This window comes from Xylophilus ampelinus, assembly GCF_003217575.1.
GTDB lineage: Bacteria > Pseudomonadota > Gammaproteobacteria > Burkholderiales > Burkholderiaceae_C > Xylophilus > Xylophilus ampelinus.
Genome location: NZ_QJTC01000021.1, coordinates 34,019 through 60,523 on the forward strand (window position 1 = coordinate 34,019; position 26,505 = coordinate 60,523).

Annotated in this window: 26 protein-coding genes; 3 read left to right on the forward strand and 23 right to left on the reverse strand. The window is 69.4% G+C overall.

All coding sequences use genetic code 11. The features are described 5' to 3' along the window. Positions 1-60: 60 nt before the first annotated feature. The 14 genes from gshA to DFQ15_RS13215 all read right to left on the reverse strand — a co-directional run bounded on the left by gshA (position 61) and on the right by DFQ15_RS13215 (position 14,939). Positions 61-1,620, reverse strand: coding sequence for a glutamate--cysteine ligase (gshA, locus tag DFQ15_RS13150; RefSeq protein ID WP_110466410.1), 1,560 nt, complete (start codon positions 1,618-1,620; stop codon positions 61-63). 174 nt (positions 1,621-1,794) lie between these two features. Beyond that, a complete protein-coding gene (locus tag DFQ15_RS13155) occupies positions 1,795-2,466 on the reverse strand; it encodes an alpha/beta hydrolase (protein WP_110466411.1) in 672 nt (223 codons plus the stop codon). A gap of 210 nt (positions 2,467-2,676) precedes the next feature. Next, entirely contained in the window at positions 2,677-3,957 is a 1,281-nt protein-coding gene (locus tag DFQ15_RS13160) for an HDOD domain-containing protein (protein ID WP_110466412.1), read from the reverse strand. A gap of 84 nt (positions 3,958-4,041) precedes the next feature. Then, positions 4,042-5,283 (reverse strand): flagellar hook-associated protein FlgL, encoded by a 1,242-nt coding sequence (gene flgL, locus DFQ15_RS13165; protein WP_233504499.1) that lies wholly within the window; start codon positions 5,281-5,283, stop codon positions 4,042-4,044. Between the two features lie 27 nt (positions 5,284-5,310). Next, the gene (gene flgK / locus DFQ15_RS13170; RefSeq protein WP_110466414.1) at positions 5,311-7,242 is read right to left on the reverse strand and encodes a flagellar hook-associated protein FlgK; all 1,932 of its coding nucleotides are present in this window, start codon (positions 7,240-7,242) and stop codon (positions 5,311-5,313) included. 64 nt (positions 7,243-7,306) lie between these two features. Continuing rightward, positions 7,307-8,335 (reverse strand): flagellar assembly peptidoglycan hydrolase FlgJ, encoded by a 1,029-nt coding sequence (gene flgJ / locus DFQ15_RS13175; RefSeq protein WP_110466451.1) that lies wholly within the window; start codon positions 8,333-8,335, stop codon positions 7,307-7,309. A 43-nt stretch (positions 8,336-8,378) separates the two neighbouring features. After that, positions 8,379-9,557, reverse strand: a complete 1,179-nt coding sequence (locus tag DFQ15_RS13180; protein ID WP_110466415.1) for a flagellar basal body P-ring protein FlgI — start codon at positions 9,555-9,557, stop codon at positions 8,379-8,381. A 19-nt stretch (positions 9,558-9,576) separates the two neighbouring features. Then, on the reverse strand, positions 9,577-10,263 hold the full coding sequence (locus tag DFQ15_RS13185; protein ID WP_110466416.1) for a flagellar basal body L-ring protein FlgH: 687 nt from the start codon (positions 10,261-10,263) through the stop codon (positions 9,577-9,579). Then, positions 10,263-11,045, reverse strand: a complete 783-nt coding sequence (gene flgG, locus DFQ15_RS13190) for a flagellar basal-body rod protein FlgG (protein ID WP_110466417.1) — start codon at positions 11,043-11,045, stop codon at positions 10,263-10,265. The genes DFQ15_RS13185 and flgG overlap by 1 nt, the downstream gene beginning before the upstream one ends. A 40-nt stretch (positions 11,046-11,085) precedes the next feature. After that, positions 11,086-11,826, reverse strand: a complete 741-nt coding sequence (locus DFQ15_RS13195) for a flagellar basal body rod protein FlgF (protein WP_110466418.1) — start codon at positions 11,824-11,826, stop codon at positions 11,086-11,088. Between the two features lie 179 nt (positions 11,827-12,005). Continuing rightward, complete coding sequence (gene flgE, locus DFQ15_RS13200) at positions 12,006-13,208, reverse strand: flagellar hook protein FlgE (RefSeq protein ID WP_110466419.1); 1,203 nt, start codon at positions 13,206-13,208, stop codon at positions 12,006-12,008. A gap of 82 nt (positions 13,209-13,290) precedes the next feature. Beyond that, positions 13,291-13,992, reverse strand: coding sequence for a flagellar hook assembly protein FlgD (locus DFQ15_RS13205; protein ID WP_110466420.1), 702 nt, complete (start codon positions 13,990-13,992; stop codon positions 13,291-13,293). Positions 13,993-14,027: 35 nt separating this feature from the next. Next, complete coding sequence (gene flgC, locus DFQ15_RS13210; protein WP_110466421.1) at positions 14,028-14,432, reverse strand: flagellar basal body rod protein FlgC; 405 nt, start codon at positions 14,430-14,432, stop codon at positions 14,028-14,030. 33 nt (positions 14,433-14,465) lie between these two features. Further along, positions 14,466-14,939, reverse strand: a complete 474-nt coding sequence (locus DFQ15_RS13215) for a flagellar basal body rod protein FlgB (protein WP_110466422.1) — start codon at positions 14,937-14,939, stop codon at positions 14,466-14,468. A 469-nt stretch (positions 14,940-15,408) separates the two neighbouring features. On the opposite strand from DFQ15_RS13215, the gene flgA reads away from it, so the two are divergent. From flgA to DFQ15_RS13230, 3 genes are all read left to right on the forward strand, one after another. Continuing rightward, the gene (flgA, locus tag DFQ15_RS13220) at positions 15,409-16,152 is read left to right on the forward strand and encodes a flagellar basal body P-ring formation chaperone FlgA (protein WP_110466452.1); all 744 of its coding nucleotides are present in this window, start codon (positions 15,409-15,411) and stop codon (positions 16,150-16,152) included. A 181-nt stretch (positions 16,153-16,333) separates the two neighbouring features. Further along, positions 16,334-16,687 (forward strand): flagellar biosynthesis anti-sigma factor FlgM, encoded by a 354-nt coding sequence (flgM, locus tag DFQ15_RS13225; protein WP_110466423.1) that lies wholly within the window; start codon positions 16,334-16,336, stop codon positions 16,685-16,687. 30 nt (positions 16,688-16,717) lie between these two features. Beyond that, positions 16,718-17,119 (forward strand): hypothetical protein, encoded by a 402-nt coding sequence (locus DFQ15_RS13230; RefSeq protein ID WP_110466424.1) that lies wholly within the window; start codon positions 16,718-16,720, stop codon positions 17,117-17,119. Between the two features lie 260 nt (positions 17,120-17,379). Here DFQ15_RS13230 and DFQ15_RS13235 read toward each other — a convergent pair whose 3' ends face one another. The 9 genes from DFQ15_RS13235 to cheY all read right to left on the reverse strand — a co-directional run bounded on the left by DFQ15_RS13235 (position 17,380) and on the right by cheY (position 26,500). Then, positions 17,380-17,937 carry an NYN domain-containing protein gene (locus DFQ15_RS13235; RefSeq protein WP_146228749.1) on the reverse strand — a complete coding sequence of 186 codons (558 nt, stop codon included), beginning with the start codon at positions 17,935-17,937 and terminating at the stop codon, positions 17,380-17,382. Positions 17,938-18,482: 545 nt separating this feature from the next. Next, positions 18,483-19,196 (reverse strand): RNA polymerase sigma factor FliA, encoded by a 714-nt coding sequence (locus DFQ15_RS13240; RefSeq protein WP_110466426.1) that lies wholly within the window; start codon positions 19,194-19,196, stop codon positions 18,483-18,485. After that, complete coding sequence (locus tag DFQ15_RS13245; protein WP_110466427.1) at positions 19,196-20,014, reverse strand: hypothetical protein; 819 nt, start codon at positions 20,012-20,014, stop codon at positions 19,196-19,198. The genes DFQ15_RS13240 and DFQ15_RS13245 overlap by 1 nt, the downstream gene beginning before the upstream one ends. Further along, positions 20,007-21,596 carry a flagellar biosynthesis protein FlhF gene (flhF, locus tag DFQ15_RS13250; RefSeq protein ID WP_110466428.1) on the reverse strand — a complete coding sequence of 530 codons (1,590 nt, stop codon included), beginning with the start codon at positions 21,594-21,596 and terminating at the stop codon, positions 20,007-20,009. Before flhF ends, DFQ15_RS13245 begins: the two co-directional genes overlap by 8 nt. 2 nt (positions 21,597-21,598) lie before the next feature. Beyond that, positions 21,599-23,677: a flagellar biosynthesis protein FlhA gene (flhA, locus tag DFQ15_RS13255; RefSeq protein ID WP_110466429.1), complete on the reverse strand. Its 2,079-nt coding sequence runs from the start codon at positions 23,675-23,677 to the stop codon at positions 21,599-21,601. Further along, a complete protein-coding gene (locus tag DFQ15_RS13260) occupies positions 23,674-24,891 on the reverse strand; it encodes an EscU/YscU/HrcU family type III secretion system export apparatus switch protein (protein ID WP_110466430.1) in 1,218 nt (405 codons plus the stop codon). The genes flhA and DFQ15_RS13260 overlap by 4 nt, the downstream gene beginning before the upstream one ends. A 125-nt stretch (positions 24,892-25,016) precedes the next feature. After that, a complete protein-coding gene (locus tag DFQ15_RS17465; protein WP_158529073.1) occupies positions 25,017-25,163 on the reverse strand; it encodes a hypothetical protein in 147 nt (48 codons plus the stop codon). A gap of 228 nt (positions 25,164-25,391) precedes the next feature. Beyond that, positions 25,392-26,111 carry a protein phosphatase CheZ gene (locus DFQ15_RS13265; protein WP_110466431.1) on the reverse strand — a complete coding sequence of 240 codons (720 nt, stop codon included), beginning with the start codon at positions 26,109-26,111 and terminating at the stop codon, positions 25,392-25,394. Further along, positions 26,108-26,500: a chemotaxis response regulator CheY gene (gene cheY, locus DFQ15_RS13270; RefSeq protein WP_110466432.1), complete on the reverse strand. Its 393-nt coding sequence runs from the start codon at positions 26,498-26,500 to the stop codon at positions 26,108-26,110. The genes DFQ15_RS13265 and cheY overlap by 4 nt, the downstream gene beginning before the upstream one ends. Positions 26,501-26,505: the final 5 nt, after the last annotated feature.

Here is a 26,505-nt window from a genome sequence, read left to right on the forward strand (position 1 = left end):
ATACGTATTGCGATCGATTTAAGGCGCTTTATTTTTCGAGTGCGGAGTGCGCACCCCTTCTCAGGCCGGCTGCGCGGCCCGCGCCTGCATCGCCCGCGGCATCAGCCGCGCGGGCGACACGTACTGCTCGCGGTACTGCTCGAAGGGCAGCGTGTCGGCCGCCTCGATCGCCTTCTGCGCATCGACCGACTGCTGCGCCATCTGGGCGAACGCGGTTTGGCGGTCGGCCGGCAGGGGCGCGGCCAGCAGCGCGTCGCGGGTGGCGAGCGAGCGGTTGCGGATGAAGTCGACGAAGGAGTTGCCGTGGTCCTGCGCCATCGCCTTCAGCACCCGGGCCGAGGGCAGCGTCTGCGGCGCGGCCAGCGACGCCTCGGCGGCGCGCACCGCCTCGGCATGCAGGCTGCCGCCGTCGACCGCGTCCAGCGCGGCGGCCAGGGGCACGCATTCGGCCAGGATCTCGGCGGCCCAGTCGATCAGCGAGACGGCGCGGCCGCGGCGCTGCAGCCGCAGGCCGGGCTCGCGGCCGCGGGCGGCGACCAGGTGCTGGTTGTGGCCGATCTCGGCGATCTCCTCGGGGCTGTCGTCGGGGCTGTCGGCCAGCAGGCAGTGCAGCAGGAACACGTCGAGCAGCCGCACGGTGCGCGGGCCGATGCCCAGCGGCTCGAACGGGTCCAGGTCCATCAGCCGCACCTCGACGTACTCCACGCCGCGCTCGCGCAGCGCATGCAGCGGGCGCTCGCCGGGGAAGATGGTGCGCTTGGGGCGGATCGTGCCGTAGAACTCGTTCTCGATCTGCAGCAGCGTGGTGGCCAGCTGGTTGTACTCGCCGCCCAGGTTGCGCACGCCGATGGTCTCGTAGGCCGGGTACGGTCGGGTGAGGGCTTCGTGCAGCGAGGCGCCGTAGCCTTCCAGGCCGTTGTAGCTCACCGACAGCGAGGCCTGCGCCTCGCTCTGGTAGCCCAGCCGGCCCATGCGCAGCGAGGTGCCGTGGGGCATGTGCATCGTGTAGTCGCCGATGCGCTGCAGCGCGTGCGGCCGGCCTTCGACGAAGCTCTCGCACACCGCCGGCGACGCGCCGAACAGCACCAGCGGCAGGAACGCGTGCCGGCGGAAGTTGCGGATCAGCGCGAAATACTGCGCGCTGGAGAGGCCCGGCATCGACCAGTTGTAGTGGATGCCCGAGATGGTCTGCATACGCCGGCCGTAGCGGTGGCCCAGGCCCATGCGGTAGACGCTCTTGGCGCGGCCGACGTTCGAGGTGCCGTAGCGGCCGATCGGGATCGTCTCGTCCGAGGGCAGGCCGCAGGGCATGCTCGACGCCCACATCAGCTCGTCGGCACCGGGCGCGACCGACTGGGCGACGAAGCGGTGCACCTCGTGCAGCTCGTCCAGGCAGGCCTCGACGCCGGCGTGCACGCCGGTGATCAGCTCCAGCTGCGATTCGCTGAAATCGGTGGTGATGTGGGGATGCGTCAGGGCCGAGCCCAGCACCGCCGGATGCGGCGTGAGCGACAGCTTGCCGTCGGCACGCGATCGCAGGCTTTCCTTCTCGATGCCGCGCCGGATGCCGGTGAGGCTGCCGGGCGTCAGTGCCTCCAGCCGCTGTTGCAGTTCGCCCATGGTTTCTTCATTCTTGTCATTTGCTGGCACGCACGGTAACACTGGCCGGCCTTTTGCGCCCGCATTCGGCGCAATGCCCGCCCCATGGCGGATGCACGCTATTAAATATGTAGCTAGTAGCCGGCATACAGCAACGACTACAGCCTCTTCGGGCCAGCAATCCAGAGCACCGGCTCAGCCCAGAACCTGCAGAAGAAAGCGGTTCAGGTCGGCCACTTCCTGCGGGCAGACGCTGTGCTGCATCGGATAGGTGTGCCACTCGACCGAATAGCCCAGCGCCTGCAGCGCGTCGCGCGTCGCCTCGGCCCGGGGCATGGTCACCACGCCGTCCTGCCGTCCGTGGGCCAGGAAGATCGGCGTGCGCTGGTTGGCGGGGCTGCGCTCGGCGGCGGTGGTGGCCGCCACCGGCAGGTAGCCCGACAGGCCGACGATGCCGGCCAGCGGCTCGGCATGGCGCACGCCGGTCATCAGCGCCATCGCGCAGCCCTGCGAGAAGCCGGCGACGACGATGCGGCCGGCCGGCACGCCCCGGGCCTTCTCCTGCGCGATCAGCGCCTCCAGCAGCGCCTGCGAGCGGCGCAGGCCGGCGTCGTCCTCCTGCCGCCGGCCGCCGACCTCGGGGAAGATGTCGTACCAGGCGGGCATCGCATAGCCGCCGTTGACGGTGACCGGCTGCACCGGCGCGAAGGGGAACACGAAGCGCACCGGGCCGACGGCGGCCAGGTCCAGTTCGTCGGCGAAGGGCACGAAATCCTCGCCGCTGGCGCCCAGGCCGTGCAGCACGACGATGCTGGCGCGCGGCTGCGGGCCGGTCTCGATCTCGATGGGGGAGGAAGTGGGGGTCATGCGCCGTCTGCCGGGTGAGGGGCCGGCGAGCATAACAACCGGCCGGCTAGGAGGCTGCGCGGCAGAAGGCGTCGATAGCGAGAAGCGACCCCAGCGAGGACAGTTTTTGCCGGATTCGCTGCCGCATAGCAGGCTATGGGGCAAGAAGCCGGTGAAAAATGGACCGCTGCGGTCGCTTCGTAGCCGACGATCCTTCTGCCGGGCAGCCTCCTAGATCAGCAGCGCGTCCGCCTGCAGGCCGGCCACCACCCGCAGCAGCGAACGGTTGACGTCCTCGGCCGCCATGCCGTGGCGCTTGCCCAGCGCATGGGTAGCCGGCGTGTCGGCCGATTCCAGCGCCATCGCCATCTGCAGCGCCTCGGCATAGGGGCCGGTGTGGAGTACCGCGGCATCGTAGAGCCTGCTCGACAGCGGCAGGCTGTGCAGGATGGCGCCCAGCGGCTGGTCGAGCAGCTGGTCCAGGCCGGAGAACAGGCCGCACATCGCGACTTCGCGGCGCAGCGCGCCTTCGACGCCCGACTCGAGCAGGTGCTCCATCAGCCTGCCGCGCAGCACCAGGGCGGCCTTCACCGGCCGCAGAGCGGTGTCGTGGGTGGCATGGGGCAGCTGCTCGGCCAGCCAGCGTGCGAGGGTCGCGGTTCCCAGCATCATCAGCGCATGCCGCACCGACTCGGCCGCGCCGCGCAGGCCCACGCCCGGCGAGTTGGCATAGACCAGGAAGCGGTAGGCCAGCAGCGGGTCGTCGCAAAGGATGCGGTCGACCTGCTCGGCCGGGCGGTCGGCCTCCAGCGCCTGCAGCGTCGCCAGCACCACCGCGTGCTCCGGCTCCAGCGGCTTGTGGCGCAGGTGGTAGACGGTGTCCTCGGCCGGCCAGCCGGCCACGGCCAGCGCGCCGCAGCGCTGCAGGCAGTAGTCGGCCAGGGCCAGGTTGGGCAGCTCGCCGAAGATGTGGCCCGGCGGCCAGATGCCGGGCGGCACGGCCTGGCCGCTGCCGTAGTCGGGCGCCGGACGCCGCGCCTCGTGCAGCGCCTGCGCGGCCATGCCGGGCGGCAGCGTCAGCCAGTGGCGGGCGAAGCAGTTGGCGATCGTGTGGTCGGGCGGCAGGGCGGCGTCGCCCTTCCAGACCATCTGCAGCCCGCGGCGGTAGGCGCGCCGCACCGATTCGGCGACGCCCGGGCGGGTCAGGGCCCCGGCCATCACGACGATGGTGGGCGCGAACAGCCCGTTGGTGGAGAAGGTGGGCGTGCGGCCGGCGGGCAGCGGCGGCCGCGCATGGTCGAGCAGGTCGATCAGCAGGCGCTGCGACTGCACCACCAGGAAGAGGGGCGGTGCCTCGGCCGGCAGCAGGTCCTGGATCGCGTCGAGCAGGTGCTGGGCGTCCACCCCGGCGTCCACGGTGCGCACGAAGAGCGCCACGCCCGCCAGCGTGCGGCGCGGTCCCCAGAGCGGCTGATAGCCCAGGGTGATGCTGTCGAGAACGGAAGCGGTCATGCAGTGCGCGGCGCAGAGGCGTGGGATCGGATCGAGTGCGCCATCGTAGCCGGGCGGCCCGGCCTGCGGCCCCGGAGCAAACGATCAGCCGCCGATGAAGTTGAACAGCGACAGCTTCTGGATCTGCGCGTACGACTGCAGCGCGGCCGAGTAGCCGGTCTGCTGGTTCTGGAAATCCGAGATGCGCTTGATCTGGCTGTCCTGGTCGGAGCCCTCGGCCACCGACAGGTCGGAGGTGACCTGCGTGGTGCGCGCATCCTGCACGTCGCTGATCCGGTCGGCCCGGTTGAGCAGCTCGCCGGCGTAGCCGCGGCTGGCCGAGGTGCGGGTCAGGCCCGCGTCTAGCTGCACCAGCGCGTTGGTCACCGCCTGGCCGATCGCGCCGACGTTGGCGCCCGCCTTGCCGATGGTGGAGATCGCGTCGTCAAGCGTCTTGAACAGGTTGCTGGTGGTGCTGGTGCCGACGTTGATCGTGTCGCCCACCACCGGGTTGCCCTTGACGGTCAACGAGATGCCGTCGAACGCTATCGCGTTGCCGGCGACGTAGGGCTGGTTGGTGAGCGCGGCGGTGCCGGTGGTGGTGTTGGTGACGGTGTAAGTCGTCTTGCCGGCCGCGTCGAGCGCGAAACTGATGGTGTAGCCGTTGCCGGTGAGGGCCGACGGGTCGGTCACCTTGCCGGCATCGGTCGAGGCGGTGCCGGTGTTGGTCACCTTGCCGGACGCGTCCTTGGCCAGGTCGACGGTGAACACGCCGTTGCCGGTGGGCACGTTCATGAAGGTCGCCTTGCCGTCGATCGTGTTCGAGATCGCGTTGCCGGCGCTGGCGTTCTGCCCGGCCACCGCGTCGTAGCTCACGTTGCCGCTGCCGTCGACGAAGGGCGCCACGCTGCTGCCCAGGCCGCCGAAGAGCGGCTGGCCGTTGGTGTCCTTCTCGTTGGCATAGGCCAGGATCTGGTCGCGCAGCGAGGTGAGCTGCTGGGCGATGCTGGCCCGGTCGGTCGCGTTGTAGACGCCGCTGCCGGCCTGCACCACCAGCTCGCGGAAATCCTGGATCGCCGAATTGACGCTGCCGAGGGTACTCTCGGCGTTCTGAATGGTGTTGCGCTGGGCCGCCAGTGCGCGCTGCTCCGAGTCGATGCGCGAGAGTCGGGTGGTGGCGCGCTCGGCCGCAGCGGCGGCGGTCGGGTCGTCGCTGCCGCGCAGCACCGACTTGTTGGCGCTCATCTGGCCCTGCAGGGTCACGAGCGAGTTCTGCCGGGCCGAGAGGTTGCGCAGCGCCGTCTCGTAGGAGTTGGCGGTGCCCATGCGGGAAAAGGGTGCGGTCACGGGGAGGGTCTCCTGCGGTTCGGCGCGTCAGCGGCCCATGGTCTGGATCAGGGAGTCGAAGATGCTTTGCGACACCTGGATCAGCTTGGCCGACGCCTGGTAGGCCTGCTGGTACATCAGCAGATTGCCGGCTTCCTCGTCGAGGTTGACGCCCGAGATGGCGGTCTTGTCGGCCGTCAGGCTCTTGGCGATGGACGACGACACCTGCGACGCGTACTGCGCGTTCTGCACCCGCAGGCCCACGCCGGCGATGATGTGGGAGTAGCCGTCGGAGACGGTGGCGCCGTCGAACGCCGCCACGTCGGCGATGCCGGCCAGCGCGCTCGCGTTGCCGGCGCTGGTGCCGCGGTAGGCGGCGGTGGCCGCGCCGATGGTGACGGTGTCGCCGGCCGCGGGAGTGCCCTTCAGGGTGATGCTGCGGCCTTCGACCACGATCGCCCGGCCCGGCACGTAGTTGGCCGTGACGGTGGCGCCGCCGGCGTCGGTGTAGCTATAGGTGTCCTGCGTCGCCGGGGCCACCGCCTTGGCGAAGGTCAGCGTCAGGTTGCTGGTGGGCGTCGCCAGCGCCGGCGTGGCGGCGATCGAGGCCACCGTCAGCGTGCCGGTGTTGGTGGCACCCAGCGTCGGCTGGATCGGGCTCGCCACGGCCAGAGCGCGGGGATCCGAGACGGTGCTCTTGATCTTGGCGGCCGCCACCTCGAAAGGTTTGGCGGTGAGGGTGGTGTTGCCCGCGGGCGCCGGCGTGCCGACGGCGAAGCGCAGGCCGTCGAGCGTGGCGGCGGTGCCGCCGGCGAAGGTCAGGGTGCCGCCGGTGACGGTGAACGCTTCCTTGCTGCCGTCGGAGGTGCGGATCAGCGTGCCGCCGGTGCCGGCGGCGTCGAAGTGCAGCTCGTAGTCGGTCGCCTTCAGCGCGGTGGTGTCGGTGAGCGTCACGCCCACCGCGGTGCTCTTCACGCCGGTGCTGTCGTAGACGTTGTCCAATTGCGGCGTGGTGAAGAGCGCGGTGCCCTGCTTGCCGTTCAGGTCCACGCCCACCGAATGCTGCGCATTGACCAGCGACGACACGGTCGCCGCCATCCGGCCCAACTGGTTGCGGGCGTCGGCCAGATCGCTGTTGTTGAACTTCAGCAGGCCTGCGATGCTGCCGCCGCCGATGGCGTTCTCGTCGAGCACCGTCGTCGCATTGTCGCGCACGATCGTCAGCTTGGCGCCGGTCGGGTCGTCGGTGTTGAGCGTCAGCGGCGTCACCGCCACGCCCAGCACCAGCGGCTGGCTGCCGAGGAACACGTTGACGGTGCCGTCCTCGGCCGCCAGCTGCGAGGTCTGCACGTAGCCGTTCAGGTCGTTGATGAACTGGTCGCGCTGGTCCAGCAGGTCGTTGGGCGCGTGGCCGCTGCTGGTGGCGCGGGCGATCTGCTCGTTGACGTCGGCGATCTGCGCGGTGAGGCGGTTGACCGCGGTCACGGCCGAGGTCAGCTCCTGCTTGGTGGAGCTGGCCAGGTCGTCGAGCCTGGCCGACGCGTTGTTGAACCGGGTCGCCAGCTCGTCGGTGCGGGCCAGCGCGACCGAGCGAGCGGTCAGGTCGGTGGGGGTGATCGCCGCGTCGCCGAAGGCGCCCATCAGGTCGGTGATCGCCGCGCCTAGGCCGGACGCGCCGCCGGGGAACACGTCCTCCATCTGGTAGAGCTTGGTGGCGCGCGCGGTGTCGCCCGCGGCGACCGAATTGGCCGCGGTGCTCTGCTTGATCAGGAAGTCGCTGTGCTGACGGTCGACCGTGACGATCTGCACGCCCTTGCCGATGTAGCCGCTGCCGGTGTTCTGGCCCTGCACCTGGCCCATCACCACCGTCTGGCGCGAGTAGCCGAGGGTGTTGACGTTGGCGATGTTGTGGCCGGTGGTCGAGAGCGCGGCCTGGTTGGCCAGCAGCGCCCGGGTGCCGACGTTCAGTAGGCCGCTCATGGCGCAGCCCCTGCGCCGCGCAGGGCGGCGGTCGGGCGGCTCGACCGGGTGGTGGCGCGCGGTGTCATGCCGCTGTACCCGCGAAGACGGTGGAGGTCCCGGTCCCGATGCCGCCCGCAGGCGTCGGCACCGTGGCCTGCGCCTGCTGGGCGCGCTGCAGCTGCTCGGTGCTCTTGATCGCGCGGCTCAGCTTGCTGGCGTAGGCCGGGTCGGTGGCGTAGCCTGCGCGCTTGAGTTCGGTGGCGTAGCCCAGGGCCGAATCGGTCTTGCCGCGGGCGGCGGCGTAGCGCGGGCTCTCGTTGATCATCCGGGCGTAGTCGCGGAACGAATCCTCGTAGCTGTCGTAGGCCCGGAACTTGGCCGTGACCTTCTGCGCCTTGCCGCCGACGTATTCGGTGGTGGTGATCTCGGCGACCTTGCCGGTCCAGCCGCCGCCGGCCTTGATGCCGAACAGGTTGTACGAGTTGCTGCCGTCCTTCATCCGGATCTCGCTCCTGCCCCAGCCGGTCTCGTGGCCGGCCTGGCCGACCATGAAGGCCGCCGGGATGCCGCTGTCCTGGCCCACGCGGGCGGCCACGTCGGCATGCTGTTCCACGAAACCCGCCTGCGTCTGGGTGGTGCGCACCCGGCTGGCGGGTGCCACGGTGGCCGCGGCGGCGCCAGCCGCACCGGTGATGCCGCTGGCGTCGAACCGGCCGAGCGACAGGGTCGAGGGAACCTTGAATTCCATCGGCGCGGCGTCGCCGTCGGCATCCGCACCGTTGGTCTGCCGCGAGAGCTGCTTGGCGATCAGGTCCGACAGGCCGCCGCGCTGGCCCGACATCTGCACCGCGAACTGCTGGTCGAGCATGTCGGTGCCCAGGTCGCTGCCGGCGTTGTCGGTCAGGCCCGATTTCATCGTGGCCTCGCGCATGCTCTTCAACAGCTCGCGCATGAAGAGCGACTCGAGCTGCTTGGCGGTCTCGCGGATCGCCTTGGGGCTGTCCTGCCCGGCCTGGGCCTTGAGCGAGTTGAGGTTACGCGCATCGGCCGCCAGGGAGTTGGACGAAACGGCGTTCTGCCCACCCGTCCCGAGCAGGGACGCGTTGGACATCACGGAGGAGGCAGCGGAGGAGATGGCCATGCAGGTGCTCCCGTCAAATCACTTCCAGCTCGGCATTGAGCGCGCCGGCGGCCTTGATGGCCTGCAGGATGGCCAGCAGGTCCTGCGGCGTGGCGCCGAGCGAATTGAGCGCCCGCACCACGTCGGCGAGCTGCGGCGATGCGGGCAGCGTCAGCAGTGTGCCGGGCTCCTGCTTGATCTGGATGTCGCTCTTCTGCGCCACCACCGTCTGGCCGCCGGAGAATGCACCGGGCTGGCTGATGACCGGGGTCGAGCTGATGGTGATCGCCAGGTTGCCGTGCGCGATGGCGCAGGGGCCGAGCGTGACCGATTGGTTCAGCACGATCGAGCCGGTGCGGGCGTTCACCACCACCTTGGCCGCGGGCGTGGACAGCTCCAGCGGCAGCTCTTCCAGGTCGGCGATGAAGCCGACACGGGTGCTCGGGTCGAGCGGCGCCTGCACCTGCACCGTGCGGCCGTCGAGCGCCTGCGCGGTGCCGGCGCCGATGCGGCTGTTGATGATCTGGGCGACGCGGCGGGCGGTCTGGAAATCGGTGGCGTTCAGGTCGAGGTTGATCGTCGTGCCTTCCTGCAGCGGCGACGGGATGATCCGCTCGACCTGCGCGCCGCCGGGGATGCGGCCGGCGCTCAGGTGGTTGATCTGCACCTTGCTGCCGCCGGCGGCGGCGCCGGCACCGGCGATCACCATGTTGCCCTGGGCGAGGGCGTAGATCTCGCCGTCCACCCCGCGAAGCGGCGTGACGATGAGGGTGCCGCCCTTGAGCGACTTGGAGTTTCCGATCGACGACACGTTGATGTCGATCGCCTGGCCCGGCTGGGCGAAGGCCGGCATCTCGGCGGTGACCAGCACTGCGGCCACGTTCTTGAGCTGGAGCTGGGAGAGGGAGGCGGACGGCAGCGTGATGCCGAGCTGCTGCAGGTAGTTGGACAGGCTCTGCGTGGTGACCGGCATCTGGGTGGTCTGGTCGCCGGTGCCGTCCAGGCCCACCACCAGGCCGTAGCCGGTCAGCTTGTTGCTGCGGGCCCCGGCGATCTGGGCCACTTCCTTGATGCGGATCGCCTGGGCCGGCAGGGCCAGGCCCAGGCCCGTCAGGGCCAGCAGCGCCGCGGCGGCCAGCCGGGCCGCCTGCAGCAGGCCGGATGCGCCGCGGGAAGCGGCGGCGACGGAAGCGATGGGGGAATGCAGTGCCATGGCTGCATTCTGCGTACGATCAGAAAGGGCTATAGCTGGAAAAGACGCGGGAAAACCAGCCTACTGTCTGCGCTTCGTCCTGCGCGCCCCGGCCGCGCGAGTCGACCCGCACGTTGGCCACCTGGGTGGACGGGATCACGTTGCCCGGCAGGATCGCCCGCGGATCGACGGTACCGGTGAAGCGCATCACGTCGACGTTCTGGTTCACCCCGATCTGCTTCTCGGCGGCGATCATAAGATAGCCGTTGGGCAGTACCTGCACCACGGTGCCGGTGATCGTGCCGGTGAAGGTGTTGGCGCTTTCGGTGCCGCCCTTGCCGGCGAAGGTGTTCTCGGTCGAGGCGCCGATGCCGGTCTTTGCCGCGAGCGAGGCCGCGCCGAAGAAGGGCAGCGCGGTGATGCCCGCCTTGTTGCTGCTGGCCCGGTCGGCGGTGGACGACGACTTCTGGCTGGCCGAGACGTTCTCCGAGATCAGGATGGTGAGGCTGTCGCCCACCAGCCGGGCGCGCCGGTCCTCGAAGGCCGGGCGGAACTGGCTGACGTGAAACAGGCCGCCGGTCACCGGCGGCTTGGCCGCGGTGGTGTAGGTGATCGGCGGGGCCGAGGTGATCGCCATGTCGACCTGCGGCCGGGTGGTCTCGCAGCCGGCGAGCAGCAGGCCGGCCGCGACGGCCAGCGCGGGAGAGAGGAGGGTGCGGAGATTCATCACAGTTGTCCCAGCTTTTGCAGCATCTGGTCGGACGTGGTCACGGCCTTGGAATTCATCTCGTAGGCGCGCTGGGTCTGGATCATGGTGACCAGTTCCTGCACCACGTTGACGTTGGAGGTTTCCACGTAGCCCTGCATCAGCGAGCCCAGGCCGTTCAGGCCGGCGGTGCCCTGCTGGGGCTGGCCGGAGGCGGCGGTCTCGGTGAACAGGTTCTGGCCGCGCGGCTCCAGGCCGGCCGGATTGATGAAGTTGGCCAGCGCGATGGTGCCGACCTGCTGCGGCGCGGCGGCGCCGGTCGTGGTGACGCTCACCGTGCCGTCGGCCGCGATCGAGACGCTCTGCGCATTGGCGGGGATGGTCACTCCGCTGGCGACCGGCAGGCCGGTGGCGGTGACCAGCTGGCCCTGGGCGTTGACTTGGAACGAGCCGTCGCGGGTGTAGCCCAGCGTGCCGTCGGCCTGGGTCACCTGGAAGAAGCCGTTGCCCTTGATGGCCACGTCCATCACGTTGCCCGACTGCTGCAGGCTGCCCTGGGCGAACGAGCGGCTGGTGGCGACGGTGCGCACGCCCAGGCCGAGCTGAAGACCGGTCGGCAGCTGCGCCTGCTCGGTGCTGTTGGCACCCACCTGGCGCAGGTTCTGGTACATCAGGTCCTCGAACACCGCGGTGGCGCGCTTGTAGCCGTTGGTGGAGACGTTGGCCAGGTTGTGCGAGATGACGTCCAGCTGGGTCTGCTGGGCTTCCATGCCGGTCTTGGAGATCCAGAGCGAATTGATCATGGCGGGCTACCTTGGGAATGGGGGGCGGGCGGGACGGGCATCAGCCCTGCATGCTCAGCAACTTGCTGGCGGTCTTGTCGTTGGTCTCGGCGTTCTGCATCAGGCGCATCTGCTGCTCGAACTGGCGGGCGGCGGCGATCATCCCGACCATCGCCTCGACCGGGTTGACGTTGGAACTCTCCACCGCGCCGGTCTGGATGCGGGCCAGCGCGTCCTGCGGCACCGGCTCGCCGGAACGGGCGCGGAACAGGCCGTCGTCGCTGCGCTTCATCGGGTCTTCGGGCGTGGGCGTGGCCAGCTTCAGGCGGCCGAGCGTGGCGGGCGGCTGGCCGTCGGTCTTGGCGGTGATGGTGCCGTCCTGGCCCAGCGCGATCTGCGCGCCCGGCGGCACGTCGATCGGCGCGCCGCCGTCGGAGAGCACCGTCAGGCCGACGCTGTTGACCAGGGTGCCCTGGGCGTTGACCTCGAGCGTGCCGTTCTTGGTGTAAGCCTCGGTGCCGTCGAGCCCCTGCACCGCGAACCAGGCATTGCCCTGGGCCATCGCGTCCATGTTGCGGCCGGTGGGCTGCATCGCGCCGCGGCGGTCGTCGAAGCCCGCCGTCGTCTCGACTGAGAACACCCGGGTGCTGGCACCGCTGCCGTTGAGCGGCACCGCCCGGAACTGCGACAGCTCGGCCCGAAAGCCGTTGGTCGAGGCATTGGCCAGGTTGTTGGCCAGCACCGTCTGCCGTGCCGCAGCGGCGCTGGCGCCGGTCATCGAGGTGTAGATCAAACGGTCCATGCACAACCTTTAAGAAAGCGATACGAAACGCGTAGCCCGCGCGCATCGCATAGACCACCGATGCGGCTCCGTCCCAGAGGACGCCGCGGAACAGGCTCCGCCTGGCCGCCGTCGTCGCCCCCCTTCGCGCAGCGGAAGGGGGGGTAGGCGAAGCGCGCAGCGCGCAGCCTGGGGGGATGTCACCTCAGATTCACCAGGGTTGACATCACCTGGTCCTGGGTCTTGATCGTCTGCGCATTGGCCTGGTAGGCCCGCTGCGCGGTCATCATGTTCACCAGCTCGCCGGTCAGGTCGACGGTGGAGTCTTCCAGCGCGCCGGAGCGCAGCTGGCCGAAGCTGCCCGAGCCGGGGTTGCTGGTGATCGGCGCGCCGGAGGCGGCGGTCTGCTTCCAGTAGCCGCCGTTGGAGACTTCCAGGCCCTGCACGTTGCGGAAGTTCGACAGCGTCACCCGGCCTGCCGACTGGGTCTGGCCGTTGGAGTAGCGGGTGGTCAGCGTGCCGTCGTTCTCGATCGACATGCCGGTGAGCTGGCCGGGCGCGTAGCCGTTCTGAGCGAGGTCGGACACCGCGAACGACGAGGCGTTCTGCGTCATGCCGCTCAGGTCGAAGGCGACGGAGACCGGGTCGCTGGTGCTGCCCGCGTTCTGCAGGCCGGTCAGCGTCATCGTGGCCGGGTTGGGTGTCAGCAGCTTGCCGCTGGTGTCGAAGGTCAGCGCGGTGGGCGTGTCGCTGGCGTCGGGCTTGGTATAGGCGTTCCAGGCGTTGGGGCCGGTCTTCACGAAGTACAGGTTCACCGGGATGGCGGCGCCCTGCTTGTCGTAGACGTTGAGCGAGGTTCCGTAGGTGGTGGTGGGGGTGGGCGGCACCTGGGCCGAGGCCACCGGGGCCCGGGTGTCGAGGTTCAGCTCCAGCTTGCCGGTGGTGGTTTCCTTGCCCGCCACGCCCTTGCCGGTGGGTACCGTGAGGGCGCCTTTGCTGATCGCGCCGGTCACCGGGTCGATGATGTCGCCTTGCAGCTTGGCGCCGTCGTTGGTGATGATGTTGCCGGTCGCGTCCAGCTTGAAGTTGCCGGCGCGGGTGTAGGCCAGGTCGCCGTTGGGCTGGGCCACGGTGAAGAAGCCGCTGCCGTTGATCGACACGTCGAGGCTGTTGCCGGTGGTGGTGATGTTGCCCTGGGTGAACTGCTGCGACACGGTGCTGACCGCCACGCCGATGCCCGCCGCGGTGCCGCCCGAGGTGCCGATGTTGCCGGCGTACAGCTCCGAGAACTCGGCGCGCGAGGCCTTCATGCCTGTGGTGTTGGCATTGGCGATGTTGTGGCCGATGACGTCGAGGTTGCGGCTGGAGGCGTTGAGGCCCGAAAGCCCTTGCTGGAATGACATGGTCGGTGCTCCTGGTGGATGGTGGCCGTGGCGGGTGTGATAGGGAGTGGGGGTGTGGTTCGGAACGGTGCGGCGGGGCCGGTCAGCTGATCGCCTTGACCTTGCCGTAGGCGACGCTGCTGCCGTTGCCCAGGTTGAGCGTCAGCGCGCCGCTGCTGTCGGAGCCGACGCTGGTGACGGTGCTCCTGGTGAGCGAGGTGCTGCTGACGGCGGTGCCCTTGTTGGTGGCCTCGACCGTGAACTTCAGCGGCTCGGTGCCGGTGTAGCCCGAGGTGTCGAAGCTGAAGTCGTGGGCGCCGGCACTCTGCGTGCCCATGTTGATGCTGCCGAGCGACTTGCCGCTGGCAGTGGCGATGTTGACTACCACGCTGGAGGCCGCTCCCGACAACTCGAAGCCGCCGGTGCCGGTCTTGCCGGTCTTGTCGATCGAGAGCGTGTCGCCCTCGGCCTGCACCGTGCGGCCGACGAGCGCCGTCGCCTGCAGGCCCTGCGTGGCCGCCAGCTGGGCCGCCATGTCCTTGACGGTGCTGTTGAGCTGGGTGATGCCGGTGACGGTGTTGATCTGCGCGATCTGCGAGGTCATCTGCGCGTTGTCCATCGGATTCGTCGGGTCCTGGTTGGTGAGCTGCGCCACCAGGAGCTTCAGGAACCGGTCTTGCGCCGTGGCCGGGTCGTTGGCCACGTTGGCGGCCGCGCCGGTGGCCGCCTTGCTGGCGTCCGTCGTGGGCGTGTAGGTGTAGGTGCTGCTGGAGGTGGCGGCAGCGACGTTGTTGGTGGTGGCCATGGCGGTCTCCGGTGGTGTCTGGGTGGGCTGAGGGCCTACTGGCCCATCTGCAAGGTCTTGAGCAGCAGCGACTTGGCGGTGTTCATCACCTCGACGTTGTTCTGGTACGCCCGCGAGGCCGAGATCATGTTGACCATCTCCTCGACCGCGTTCACGTTGGAATGCGTCACGTAGCCCTGCGCGTCGGCGGCGGGGTTGCTCGGGTCGAGCAGCTTGCGGCCGGGCGACGTGTTCTCTGAGATCGACGACACCTTCACGCCGGCGCTGCCTTCGTTGCCGTAGGGAACCGTCTGGAACACCACCTGGCGCGCCTGGTAGGCCTTGCCGTCGGGTCCGGCCACCGCGTCGACGTTGGCCAGGTTGCTGGCCACCACGTTCAGGCGCTGCGACTGCGCACCGACCGCGCTGCCGGAGATATTGAAGATAGAGAACATCGACATGGCGAAACTCCTGGGTGAACCGTGCGGCGAGGCCTACTGGCCCTGGATGGCCGTGAGCATCGTCTTGGCCGAACCGTTGATGAAACGCAGCGTGGCCTCGTAGCGGACCGAGTTGTCGGTGAAGGCCGCGCGCTCGCGGTCGAGGTCCACGCTGTTGCCGTCCATGCTGGGCTGGCTCTGCACCGTGTAGTCCATCCTGGGGCCGGAGCCGGATTGCAGCGAGCCCGTCGAGCTAGTCAGCGGGATGTGGCCGGCGCCGGTGCCCATCGCCACCGTGCTGCCGCCTACGCCACCGCCCGACTGGGGCGCCGCAAGGCGCAGCGCGCCGAGGGCGGTGCCGCCGTTGCCGGTGGCGTCGCGCATCGCGTCGGCGAACTTGAAGTCGCGGGCGGCGTAGCCGGGCGTGTCGGCATTGGCGATGTTGCTGGCGATGTTGCGCTGACGCTCGGCGCGCATCACCAGGGCCTTGCCTTGGAAATCAATTGCCTGTGTGAGCTTGTCGAGCATGGGCGCGGCCGTCGTCGGCGTAGGGTGGATGGGCAGGAGGGCGGCACCGGGGGCGGCACGGTTCTCCACGTGGGAGTAATTATGAAAACCGAAGCCGCGGCCGAACCCGGAATGAAGGGGGTGAAGCCGCCGCAGTTCGCCCGCTCGCCCGCCGCGGGCCGCCCTACAGTCGGTGTCCCGGCCACTGTGGGAGACCACCGCCATGCACCCCCCTTTTTCGACTTCGCTCTGCCTGCTGGCGGCGGCCTGCCTACCGGCCGGCGTCGCCGCCGCGGCCGAGCCCGCCATCCCCGCGGCGCCCGCCGCCGCGGGGATGGCCAGGCCCATTCAGATCCCGGCATCCGTCCAGGCGATGCAGGCGGCGCAGCTGGCCGCGGTGACCAAAGCGCAGCCGGCCGCAGCCGCAACGTCCGCCAAGGCGCCGGTCGCCGTGGTCGCGTCCGCCGCCCCGATGGCGCCCGCCTACCCGATGCCGCCGATCGGCGTCGCCGTGCCCGCGGCACCTGCCGCGGCCGTGCATGCCGCCGCCGCCGCGATACCGCCGGCCGCCGTGCCGGTGGCACCGGGCCTGGAGGCCGTACCCGACATCGCCGCCGCTAGCCGCCAATTCCTCGATGCCGCCGTCGCCCAGGCGCCGGCCGCCGCCAACATGCCGCTGCGCATGGAAGTCAGCCTCGGCGCGCTCGACAGCCGGCTGCGGCTGGCGCCCTGCGCCCGGGTCGAGCCCTACCTGCCGCCCGGCATGCGTCTCTGGGGCAAGACGCGGCTCGGCCTGCGCTGCCTGGAAGGAGCGGTGCGCTGGAACGTCTTTTTGCCGGTCACGGTGAAGGCCTTCGGCCCGGCCTGGGTGGTGCAGGGGGCGGTTGCGCCCGGCACCACGCTGGCCGCGGGCGACGCGGTCGAGGCCGAGGTCGATTGGGCCGAGGACGCCTCGCCGATCGTCTCCGACCCGGCCCAGTGGATCGGGACCACCGTCACCCGCGCCCTGCAACCCGGCCAGGCGCTGCGCCAGTCGCTGGTGCGGGCGCCGCAGGCCTTCGGTGCCGGCAGCCAGGTGCGCATCGTGGCGCAGGGCCCGGGCTTCGCCGTCACCTCGGGCGGCCAGGCGATCAACGCCGGCTTCGTCGGCCAGCAGGTCCGGGTGCGGATGGACAACGGCCGGATCATGAACGGCACCGTGGTCGATTCGCAGACGGTACAGATGGCGCTGTAGGCGTCGATACGACAACTATGGCGCTCCGCACCGACAGCCCACTCTCTTTGACGACCTCGCGCCGGCCGTCGGGCGTGCCCCGGGCGCTGCAAAAAGTTGCAATTGGCCCTAAAGTTCCGGCCTCGACCGCCGAAACAACTCCTGTGCCGCCTCCTACCCTGCGAGGCGATGGAGAAAAGCCATGAAGATCAACCCCTCATTGCAAGCCGACCTGCTCAAGGCGCCCGCAGCCCGAACGGGTGCGGCCGCCGCGCCCGCCGTCGGCAGCACTGCCACGGCTGCGGCAGCGCCCGCCGCGACGGTCACCGTGTCGAACCTGGCCCGCTCGATGGAGACGCGGGCCGCCGCCGGCGTCGCCGCCGACACCAGCGGCGACTTCAACGCCGCCAAGGTGGCCGAAGTGAAGGCCGCCATCGCCCAGGGCACCTACAAGGTCAATGCCGGCGCCATAGCCGACAAGCTCCTGTCCAACGCCCAGCAGGTGCTGCGCCGCAACGCATCGGACGCCGACCGCTCCGACGCCGGCGGCGCCTGACACCCCCCAGCGCCCGACGCTTTCACCGCCATGACCGCAGCCTCCACGCCCGCCGCCCCTTCCGCCGAACGCCTCCAGGCCTTCGTGGCGCAAGGCCTGGCCCCGGTCGAGGTGCAGCTGGCCGCCATGGCCGAGGCAATGGTGTCCGGTCACCCCGACGGCCTGCAGGCCGCAGCCACCGCGCTGCGCAACGCCGCTGCCGACTTCTCCCGCTGCCTCGACGTTCCCGGCGCCGCCCAGGCCGTCGCCGCCTGCAGCCCGCTTCAGGCCCGCGTTCGCCAGGCCGGCACGGCCCTCGCCCAGCATCGCACCCAGATGGCCCGCCGCATGGCCATCGTCGACCGCGCCGTCGCCTCCCTGCTCCCCGACGTCGCCGCCAAGAAAGCCGTCACCTACGGCGCCGGCGGTGCGATGCGCAGCCGCTTCGGCTGACTGATATTATTTTGATAGCTGGAGGTTGGCGCGGAATGCCGGCTACAGCCCCATTTCGTTTGAGTTCGCAGTTGAATCCGACGAGCGAGGCGCTGGCCATAAGCAGTCCGGGATGCTGAAAAAAACGGGATGCAGGATCTGCGGCAAAAAAGCCATAGCCAGTGGATCACCAGCGGCGCGATGCAATCGCCGCCGCAGCCATCGATTTTTCAGGCATCGGTTCCTGGAAACATCGCGAATCCCGCCCGCCTGTCGCGAAATTAGGCGCGCAATGCGCGAAACTCATTTCGCAGCAGCGGTTTTTCGCGATCGTGAAGCGCTCTGCCGAGTTGAGACTTGGCATCTGACAAAAGAGCCCGATCGATATCCGCTGGAATTTGAAAAGTGCCGGGCGGCCAACTTGCCACCAATGCAGCCAGTGGCCCGCTTGTAATGTTTGTATGCGCGATACGAGCAATCGCAGAAAAATCCACGGGAGAGGCCGGGGCTTGCACCGTTACTCCGCTCGGCGCGAGAGCCGTCACGACGACGGAGGCCGCAGTTTGGCTGGCAAACATCGCGACGTCCGCCAAAGCCCAGGAACGCTTCATATCCACCTCAGCGGCGAGCAATGGCGAAGTAGCTGCAGTAGTGCCTAGACTTAGCAGGTGCACCCGCAGGCCCATTCCTTGAGCGGCCACCACGCCAGGCGCAGTATCTGCGTCCCCTGAGACAAGCAACGCGGCGCTAATAGCCCTCTGCTGAGTCAAGCTGATGAGGTCGGCGATCATCAGGCCGTCGACGCCTTTTTGTTGACCTGGGATGTTGCGCGTGCCCAAACGCAATTTGAAGTCGTCCAGCGCGTCGATCGACAGGTGTTACGCTGTTTTGGTGCCGGTCATGTTGCCAGGGCCGTCATACCAGTAAACGCGTAAAAGGTCGCTTGCTGGAAACTGGCTTGACACTTCCGTCAGCAACCGGTTCCGAAGAGCGGCGTAATCCACCGTTACCTGTCCACGAGAAGCATAGCTGCCGGTGATGGTTTTGCACAATTGCACCCAAAAATAACCGGCATCTATGAAAACTGCGATTCTTTGCATATTGCAGACGTGAAAAGAGCGCCTAGAAGCGCTCTTTAAAGGTGCTTTTGGGCACCGAAGTAGAGGTGCGGTTGGCACCGATAGTAGTATGGGGCGCTTTTGGACGCCAAGTAGTAGCCGTTTCCGACTAGGCAACTACTATAGCACTCGACGCACGATACAGCAAGAAAAAGCCGCCCTGTCAACTCCCACCCCCCAGAAACACAGCGGAGCCGGCTTGGCCGGTCCGCCGGTGTTGGCCTCCGAGTGAGGCGATGGGCTAGACGCGCGCGGCCTGGGGGAGGTCAGTGCGATCTCATCCGCGCCCGCAGGCGCGCGATCGACTGGCTGTGCAGCTGGCACACCCGAGACTCGGTGATGCCAAGCACCGCGGCGATTTCCTTCAGGTTCATGTCGTCGTCGTAGTACATGCTCATGATGAATTTCTCGCGCTCGGGCAGGCCCTCGATGGCGGCGACCAGGCTGGTGCGCAGGCGCTGGTCGCGCAGCTGCTGCATCGGGTCGGCGTCGCTGTCGGCCACATGGCGGTCGAGGAAACTGTCGTCGTCCTGGCCGGCGCCCATGTCTTCCAGGTACACCAGCTGGGTGCCGCGCACCTTGGCCAGCAGGCTCTGGTAGTCGGTGAGCGTCATTTCCAGCTCGGCGGCGATCTCGGATTCGAGCGGGCTGCGGCCCAGGCGCTGCTCCAGCCGGCGCACCGCGTGCTCGATGTCCTTCTGGCTCTTGCGCGAGCCGCGGCTCATCCAGTCGCCCTCGCGCAGCTCGTCGATCATGGCGCCGCGGATCCGCTGGGTGGCGAAGGTCTCGAACTGCACGCCCTGGCTGGCCTCGTAGCGCGAGAGCGCTTCGGCCAGGCCCATCATCCCGACCTGGATCAGGTCGTCGATCTCGATGTTGGGCGGCAGCTTCGCGATCATGTGGTGCGCCAACCGACGCACCAGCGGCACGTACTGGCGGATCATGGCCTCGCGGTCGAGTTGGCCTTTGGCGGTGTACATCAATGACTCCGGACAAAACGTTCAGCCGCGTAGTGTGCGCCTGTGGCGGGCGCAGGGAAAGGCAAAGCGTGCGCCGCGAGGGTGGCCGCGCCTTCGATCAGCCGCAGCGCGAGCCGGTGCACGTCGCCCGACGCGGCGGGCAGGCCGCTTTCCAGCGGCACCGCGCGCACCCGCAGCACTTCGATCTGCAGGCCCAGCCAGGTCTCGGCGCAGCGGGCCAGGTTCTCGCGTGCCGCCTGGGCGCTGGCGGCGGTGGCCATGCCGGTGCGGGTGACGACCGAGGCGACCGTCGGCGCGATGCCCGCCGCATGCAGGGTGCGCAGCGACCGGTAGGCCGCCAGCACGCCCGACTGCAGGGGCGCGGCCGGCAGCACCGGGGCGATGGCGCAGTCGGCCGCCCAGTGGGCGACCACCTCGGCCGGCGCGTACAGCAGTACGATGTCGTGCGGCCGCAACAGGCGCGCCAAGCGCAGGGCATCCTCGGCGCGCAGGTTGTGCTCGTCGGCCATCGCCTTCAGGCCGAGGGCGGCGGGGAAGACCGATAGGCCGCAGGGTGCGGACGCGGGATCGAAATCGTCGTCGGCGCCGATGCTGCCGTCGAGCAGCTGCAGCAGACCGGGCGAATGCAGGTGTTCGGCGCTGGTGCCGTCCAGCACCGCGACCTGGTAGCCGAGCGCCTGCAGCGCCGCGCAGATCTGCCACAGCAGCGGCAGCTCGGTATCGGCATCGCCCTGGGCGACGAGCGCGGCCAGGCGGGTGGCGGCATGGGGCGTTTGCATCCGCAGGCCGGCTCCCTGGTCCAGCAAGGCGTCAAGCATGGAGCATGCTCCGGCCACGGGTGTCGGACAGCGCTACCGCGGAAGACGACGAGGCCTGCGAGAAGAAGAAGCTCAGGTCGGCCGCCTTCGGGTCGAAGGCCGACTTGGCGGGCGAGCGCATCGAGGCGCGCACCAGTTGGCCGGCATCGGCCTCTTCCCAGTCCTCGGGCACGCGCTGGCCGTTGGCCACGCCGCGCAGCACCAGCTGGTGGCGGATCAGGGCGTCGACCGCGGGGCCGAGCTTCACCGCCTCGTCGGTCTTCGACAGGATCGCCTGCTGGGCGCCGCTGGTCTTGAACGAGGTGACGACGTCGTCGAGCGTGTCGCCGTGGCCGCCGGCGTTCAGTACCATCAGGCGCTGCACGCCGGGCAGGTCCAGCACGTCGAGCATGTCGCGCTTGCGCGGGTCGCGCGGCGCCACGCCGGTGGTGTCGATCAGGACCATCTTCTTGCCGGCCAGCAGGCCCAGCAGGTCCTGCAGGGCGGCGCGGTCGTGGGCCAGGTGGGCCACGACGCCCAGCATGCGGCCGTAGGCGCGCAGCTGCTCGTGGGCGGCGATGCGGTAGGTGTCGAGCGTGATCAGGCCGACGCTGGCGGGGCCGTAGAGCCGGGCGCACTGGGCGGCCAGCTTGGCGGCGGTGGTGGTCTTGCCGACGCCGGTGGCGCCGACCAGCGCGAAGATGCCGCCTTCCTCGGCCAGCGGGCGGGCTTCGGCGTCGGTGCGCAGGTTGCGCTCCAGCACGTCCATCAGCCAGCGCACGGCTTCGCCGGCATCGGCGTCGGGCGGCATGCGCTCCAGCACGGCGCGGGCCAGTGCGGGCGAGTAGCCGGCGCGGATCAGCTTCAACATCAGGTTCGACTGGATCGGGTCCTGGCGCGCCTGACCGAGCCAGGAGAGGGTGTTGAACCGGTCTTCGATCAGTTCCTTCATCGCCTGCAGCTCGTCGACGATGCCCTGCTGCGACGGGGCCGGGGCCGGGGCCGGGGCCGAGGCCATCACCGGTGCGGATGCGCGGGCGCGGGGGGACGGAGCCTCGAATTGGTGCTGCACCTGGCGGGCCGGCGCGGGACGGGCGGGAGCGGCAGCCGGGCGCACGGTAATAGGGGCGACCGGAGCGGCGACGGCAGGTGCCGGGGCCGGCGCGGCGGGTATGTCGGCCAGGGCTTCGTCGGTGCGCAGGCCGTCGGCTTGGCCGTTGAGGGCCTCGTGGCGGCGGCGCAGCATACGCTCGCGCACATAGTCCTGGAACGATAGGGTGCTCATCGCGAGCTGTTCGGTATCTTCCTGCACCAAGTTGCGGGCTGCCGGCTTGGGCGTGGGCTTGGGCTTGGCCTTGGCCAGGGGCTTGTCGATCTGGGCGGCGGCGCGGGCCTGCAGCGGCGAGGGCGAGGCGGCGGCCGGCGCGGCGGCGGCCAGCGGCTCCTGGTCGAGCGCGGAGAGGGCATCCTCGGCCGTGGCCACCACCTCCACCCCGGTCGCCGTCGGGCGGTTCGAGAGGATCAGCGTGCCGTCGCCGAAGGCGGCGCGGGCCTTGGCCAGGGCTTCGCGGGACGTGGCGGCGTGGAAACGTTGGATGTTCATGCTCAAGCACCTCGGAGGATGGGACCGATGCGGATCGTGTGGGTCTCAGGGATCTCGCTGTGAGCGAGCACCTGCAGTCGGGGGGCCACGCGCCGCACCAGGCGGGCGATGGCGGAGCGGATGACGTCGGGCACCAGCAGGCAGGCGGGCAGGCCCAGCTCTTCCTGCTTCAGGGCCACTTCGGCGGCGGAGCGGGTCAGCACGTCGGCCACGCCCGGGTCGAGCGCGGGGCCGGCGGCGTTGCCGAGGGCCTGTACCAGCAGCCGCTCCAGGCCCGGCTCGATGGCGATCACCGCCAGCTCGCGGATCGGGCCGTAGATCTGCTGGACGATGGCCGGGGCCAGGGCGACGCGCACACGGCGGGCCAGCTCGGCCGGGTCCTGCACGCCGCCGGCGTGTTCTGCGAGGGTCTCGACGATGGTGCGGATGTCGCGGATGTGCACCGACTCTTCCAGCAGCAGCTGGAGAACCTTCTGGAACACGGCGATGGACACCATTTTCGGAACCACTTCCTCGATCAGCTTGGGGGCCAGCTTCGCCACGTGTTCGACGAGCTGCTGGGTCTCGGTGCGGCTCAGCAACTTCGCGGCCTGCACTTGCATCAAGTGTGAGAGATGCGTGGCCATCACGGTTTCTGAATCAACGACGGTAAAACCCGCCATTTGTGCCGCTTCCTTCTGGCGTTCGTCGATCCAGTGGGCGGGCAGGCCGAAGGCGGGGTCGGTGGTGGCGGTGCCGATCAGGGGGGTGGTGATGCCGCCGGGGTTGATCGCCAGGAACATGCCGGGGAAGGCTTCGCCGTCGCCCATGACCACTCCGCGCAGGGTGATGCGGTATCCGCTGGGCTTCAACTCCAGGTTGTCGCGCACGTGGACGGCCGGCGGCAGGAAGCCGACTTCCTGCGCGAACTTGCGGCGCACCCCCTTGATGCGGGTCAGCAGGTCGCCCTGGCGGTTCTTGTCGACCAGGGTGATCAGGCGGTAGCCCAGCTCCAGGCCCAGCAGGTCGACCGGCTGCAGGTCGTCCCAGCTGGCTTCGCCGTCGGGCGGGGGGGCCGCGGCGGCGGCTGCGGCCGGATCGGGCGGCGGTGGGCGCTTGTGCAGGCGCCAGGTCATCCAGGCCACGACGCCGCCCACGCCCAGGAACACCAGGTGCGGCATGCCGGGGATCAGGCCCAGCAGGATCAGGATGCCGGCGGTCAGGCCCAACACCTTGGGCGAGTTGAAGAGCTGGCCGATGATTTGGCCGCCCACGTCCTGCTCCTTGCCGACGCGGGAGATCACCATCGCCGCGGCGACCGAAATCAGGAGGCCCGGGATCTGCGCCACCAGCGCGTCGCCGACGGCCAGCAGGATGTAGCTGTCGGCGGCCTGGCCGGCCGACAGGTTGTGCTGGATCATGCCGATGGCGAAGCCGCCGACGATGTTGATCAACAGGATCAGGATGCCGGCGATCGCGTCGCCGCGCACGAACTTGCTGGCTCCGTCCATCGCGCCGAAGAAGTTGGCTTCCTCGCCCACTTCGGCGCGGCGCTTGCGGGCGGTAGCCTCGTCGATCAAGCCGGCGTTCAGGTCGGCGTCGACCGCCATCTGCTTGCCGGGCATCGCATCCAGCGTGAAGCGGGCCGACACCTCGGCGATCCGCTCGGCACCCTTGGTCACCACCACGAAGTTGATCACCACCAGGATCGCGAACACTATCAGGCCGACCGCGAAGTTGCCGCCGATCAGGAAGTGGCCGAAGGCCTCGATCACCGCGCCGGCCGCGCCCGCACCGGTGTGGCCTTCGAGCAGCACCACCCTGGTGGAGGCGACGTTGAGCGAGAGCCGCATCAGCGTGGTCAGCAGCAGCACCGACGGGAATGCGATGAAATCGAGCGGCTTGACCATGTAGGCCGCCACCATCATCACCATCAGCGCGACGGCGATGTTGATGGTGAAGAAGACGTCCAGCAGCCAGGTCGGCATCGGCAGGACCATCATGGCGAGGATCATCACCACGAACAGCGGCGCCGCGATGCCCTGGATCATCGCGGCGTTCTTGCCCAGCCAGTTGCGGGCGTTGCCGAGAGTAGCGTTCATCGGTCAATCCTTCCCGGCGACGAGAGCGGTGCCACCGGGGCGACCGGGGTGCCGTCGCCGGCGGATGCGGCGGCGGCGGGCTTGTGGTGCGGATCGAGCTCGGGCGGCACCAGCGGCTCGGGGCGCGGCTCTGCGGTCGGCATCGCGCCCTCGCCGCGCAGCGCGGCCTTCAGGCGGTAGACATAGGCCAGCACCTGGGCCACGGCGGCGTACAAGGTGGAGGGAATGCCCTGCTCCAGCTCGGCATGGGCGTACAGCGCCCGGGCGAGCATCGGCGACTGCAGCACCGGAATATCATGGCTCTTGGCCACTTCGCGGATCCGCATCGCCAGCAGGTCGGCGCCCTTGGCGATCACCTGGGGCGCGGCCATCGTCTTCTCGTCGTACTTGAGCGCCACCGCGTAGTGGGTCGGGTTCATCAGCACGAAGTCGGCCTTCGGCACGTTGCCGATGCTCTTTCTCTGCGCCACTTCGCGCTGCAGCTGGCGGATGCGGCTCTTGACCTCGGCGCTGCCTTCGCTGTTCTTGTGCTCCTGCTTGACTTCCTCGTGGCTCATCTTCAGGCGCGAGCGGTGGAAGAAGGCCTGCAGCGGCACGTCGACGATCGCCGCGGCGAAGACCACCAGCAGCAGCAGCGACACGCCCGAGACCAACCACTGGCCCAGGTCGTGCAGCGCCAGGTTGGAGGGCTGCAGCATCAGGCTGGCGACCTTCTGGATGCTGTCCTTCAGGTAGAACCAGCCGACGCAGCCGAGCACCGCGGTCATGAAGACCAGCTTGCCGACGTTGACCAGTTGCTGCTTGCTGAACAGGTTGCCGATGCCCTTCAAGGGGTTGAGCCGGCCGACGTCGGGCGTCAGCGGCTTCAGGCTGGTCACCCAGCCGCCGGCGGCCACGGTGCTCAGCAGCGCGGCGCCACCGACCGACACGGCGAAGGCCATCGCGACCAGCAGGCCCAGCACCGCGAAGTCCTGCATGCGGTTGAGCATGGTGCCCGGGTCCTGCAGCGTCACCGCGTTGAAGGCCAGCTGCCGGCCCAGGCCGAGCTTCAGGCGGTCGAACACGATCGGCATCAGGAGCAGCACCGCGACTGCACCGGCGCCCAGCACCGCCAGGTGTGACAAGTCGCGCGAGCGGGCGGCCTGCCCGTCCTTGCGGGCTTGCTGGAGCTTGTGCTCCGTGGCGGGTAGTTGGCGGTCTTGGCTGGAGCTCATGGCGGTGTGGGGTGCCGCCCATTGTCGGAATCCCGCGCCGTTCCTAAAGGCCGATAAGCCGGGCTTCGCCGTCCTTGTTCATGCAGGCCCGGGGTTCCGGTGCCGCCTCCCGCGGTGCCGCCGGGTCATGAGGCACCGCCGGTCGGCCGGCAGGGCAGGGCGCGGCGGGCGCCGGGCGACATGCCGGGGACGGCCGGGCTGTTGCGGTTGTCGGCCTCGGTGGCGCCGTCGCAGCGGCGCAGCCGCATCAGCCACAGGCGGCGGCCGCCCACCCGGTATACGCGCGCGGGCCGCCCAGCGCGGCGCGACGCTCGGTATGCGCCATGTCGCGCAGCAGGTGGGAGGGCGGCAAATCCAGCCAGCCGGCACCGCGGCGGCCCGCCGTCGGCAGCGCCTCTACCGGCACAGTCTCGCCGCCGATCTCCAGCAGATCGGGCAGCGGCTCGGTCGCCCGTGCAGCGGCGCCGCCCAGGAGCGCCAGCAGCCCCGGCGCAGGTGCGTCAGAAGCCCAGACTGGCCAGCAGGTCGTCGACTTCCGACTGGTTGGTGACCACGTCGGAGGCGTTCTCGGGATCGACCACCGGGCCCTGCAGCTTGGGCGTGGGCACCGGGGGCATAGGCGGCAGCTCGCCGTCGTCGACCGCGGTGGCGGTGGCGGCGGCAGCGGTGGCGGCGGCAGCCGTCGCAGCGGTGGCGGCAGCGGCAGCAGCGGGGGGCGCGCTGCCCGGTGGGGCGGTCTGGATCAGCAGCTGCACCAGTTGGTCTTCGATGGTGGCGGCCAGACTCACCACCCGGGCGATCACCTGGCCGGTCAGGTCGTGGAAGTCCTGCGCCATCATGATCTCGGTCAGATGGTCGTCGGCTTCCTTGGTGACCCGCTCCATGTCGGTCAGGAAGTTCATGATCTGGCCGGTGGCCACCGCCGCGACCGGGTCCTTGACCAGTTCGGTCACCATGCGACGGGTCTCGTCGGCGATGTAGGCGTGCTGGGTCTTGGCCTGGTCGACCCGGTTGAGCACCTTCTCGGCGGCTTCGCCGGTCAGCCGGGCGATATAGGAGAGCCGGCTCTTGGCGTCGGGCAGCTCGCCCACGCTGTCGCGCAGCTTCTCGGCGTAGCCCAGCGCATTGAGCGAGTCGTGCAGCTGCCGGGTCAGCTGGCCAATCTTGGTGTGTACGTCGGCCGGGGCCGCGCCCGTGCTCTCGGCATCGTCGGGGCTCATACCGCCAGTCCCGTCTTCTTCAGAATGTTGAGAACCTTGTCCTCCAGCGTTGCCTTGGTGAACGGCTTGACGATGTAGCCGGCCGCACCGCCCTGCGCGGCGGCCACGATGTCTTCCTTGCGGGCCTCGGCGGTCACCATCAGCACCGGGAGGTGCTTCAACTTGTCGTCGGCCTTGATCTGCTTGAGCAGTTCGAAACCGTTCATATTGGGCATGTTGATGTCGGTCACCACGAAGTCGAAGCGTCCGTTGCGCAGCTTGTTGAGCGCTGCAACGCCGTCCTCGGCCTCGTCGGCGTCGGAAAAGCCGCTCTCCTTGAGCAGATTGCGGACGATTCGCCGCATGGTCGAAAAATCGTCGACGATCAGAAAGCGCAGGGCAGTGGCCACGGAAA

What these genes read in the sequence shown, in the direction of transcription:
- gshA (WP_110466410.1), bottom strand. Translation starts at nt 1,620, where the DNA reads ATGGGCGAACTGCAACAGCGGCTGGAGGCACTGACGCCCGGCAGCCTC.
- DFQ15_RS13155 (WP_110466411.1), bottom strand. Translation starts at nt 2,466, where the DNA reads ATGACCCCCACTTCCTCCCCCATCGAGATCGAGACCGGCCCGCAGCCG.
- DFQ15_RS13160 (WP_110466412.1), bottom strand. Translation starts at nt 3,957, where the DNA reads ATGACCGCTTCCGTTCTCGACAGCATCACCCTGGGCTATCAGCCGCTC.
- flgK (WP_110466414.1), bottom strand. Translation starts at nt 7,242, where the DNA reads ATGAGCGGCCTACTGAACGTCGGCACCCGGGCGCTGCTGGCCAACCAG.
- flgJ (WP_110466451.1), bottom strand. Translation starts at nt 8,335, where the DNA reads ATGTCCAACGCGTCCCTGCTCGGGACGGGTGGGCAGAACGCCGTTTCG.
- DFQ15_RS13180 (WP_110466415.1), bottom strand. Translation starts at nt 9,557, where the DNA reads ATGGCACTGCATTCCCCCATCGCTTCCGTCGCCGCCGCTTCCCGCGGC.
- DFQ15_RS13185 (WP_110466416.1), bottom strand. Translation starts at nt 10,263, where the DNA reads ATGAATCTCCGCACCCTCCTCTCTCCCGCGCTGGCCGTCGCGGCCGGC.
- flgG (WP_110466417.1), bottom strand. Translation starts at nt 11,045, where the DNA reads ATGATCAATTCGCTCTGGATCTCCAAGACCGGCATGGAAGCCCAGCAG.
- DFQ15_RS13195 (WP_110466418.1), bottom strand. Translation starts at nt 11,826, where the DNA reads ATGGACCGTTTGATCTACACCTCGATGACCGGCGCCAGCGCCGCTGCG.
- flgE (WP_110466419.1), bottom strand. Translation starts at nt 13,208, where the DNA reads ATGTCATTCCAGCAAGGGCTTTCGGGCCTCAACGCCTCCAGCCGCAAC.
- DFQ15_RS13205 (WP_110466420.1), bottom strand. Translation starts at nt 13,992, where the DNA reads ATGGCCACCACCAACAACGTCGCTGCCGCCACCTCCAGCAGCACCTAC.
- flgC (WP_110466421.1), bottom strand. Translation starts at nt 14,432, where the DNA reads ATGTCGATGTTCTCTATCTTCAATATCTCCGGCAGCGCGGTCGGTGCG.
- DFQ15_RS13215 (WP_110466422.1), bottom strand. Translation starts at nt 14,939, where the DNA reads ATGCTCGACAAGCTCACACAGGCAATTGATTTCCAAGGCAAGGCCCTG.
- flgA (WP_110466452.1), top strand. Translation starts at nt 15,409, where the DNA reads ATGCCGCCGATCGGCGTCGCCGTGCCCGCGGCACCTGCCGCGGCCGTG.
- flgM (WP_110466423.1), top strand. Translation starts at nt 16,334, where the DNA reads ATGAAGATCAACCCCTCATTGCAAGCCGACCTGCTCAAGGCGCCCGCA.
- DFQ15_RS13230 (WP_110466424.1), top strand. Translation starts at nt 16,718, where the DNA reads ATGACCGCAGCCTCCACGCCCGCCGCCCCTTCCGCCGAACGCCTCCAG.
- DFQ15_RS13240 (WP_110466426.1), bottom strand. Translation starts at nt 19,196, where the DNA reads ATGTACACCGCCAAAGGCCAACTCGACCGCGAGGCCATGATCCGCCAG.
- DFQ15_RS13245 (WP_110466427.1), bottom strand. Translation starts at nt 20,014, where the DNA reads ATGCTTGACGCCTTGCTGGACCAGGGAGCCGGCCTGCGGATGCAAACG.
- flhF (WP_110466428.1), bottom strand. Translation starts at nt 21,596, where the DNA reads ATGAACATCCAACGTTTCCACGCCGCCACGTCCCGCGAAGCCCTGGCC.
- flhA (WP_110466429.1), bottom strand. Translation starts at nt 23,677, where the DNA reads ATGAACGCTACTCTCGGCAACGCCCGCAACTGGCTGGGCAAGAACGCC.
- DFQ15_RS13260 (WP_110466430.1), bottom strand. Translation starts at nt 24,891, where the DNA reads ATGAGCTCCAGCCAAGACCGCCAACTACCCGCCACGGAGCACAAGCTC.
- DFQ15_RS13265 (WP_110466431.1), bottom strand. Translation starts at nt 26,111, where the DNA reads ATGAGCCCCGACGATGCCGAGAGCACGGGCGCGGCCCCGGCCGACGTA.